This window comes from Hungatella sp. SL.1.14, from assembly GCF_024460495.1.
Classification (GTDB): domain Bacteria; phylum Bacillota; class Clostridia; order Lachnospirales; family Lachnospiraceae; genus Hungatella; species Hungatella hathewayi.
In genome coordinates this window covers 1-296 of record NZ_JANFYJ010000403.1, presented here as the reverse complement: position 1 = coordinate 296, position 296 = coordinate 1, and the positions used below count along the sequence as shown (strand labels likewise).

The window sequence follows — 296 nt, the reverse complement described above, 5'->3', positions numbered from 1 at the left end:
ATGGTAAAGTGGTTCCCCACAACAATTACATGGGATAACTATAACCGGCTGTTCAAGTGTGGAACGAAACTGTTCGGCATTGGTATGCCGATGGCAATCCGATGGCTGTTTAACAGCGTGTTTATCTCCGTTGTGGCGATGGGGCTTACCTGTATCACCTCTTCTCTGGCGGGATATGCACTGGCAAAGAAACGTTTCTGGGGTAAGAGTGTGATCTTCGGACTGTTCGTATGCGATATGGCGCTTCCGAAACAGGTTATTCTGATTCCTTTGATGAGACAGATGTCCGCGATGGG

Annotated in this window: 1 pseudogene; it reads left to right on the top strand. The window is 48.3% G+C overall.

Annotated features, from left to right (window positions below):
* A pseudogene (locus tag NE473_RS31565) lies at positions 1 to 296 on the top strand (carbohydrate ABC transporter permease); the annotation flags it as partial.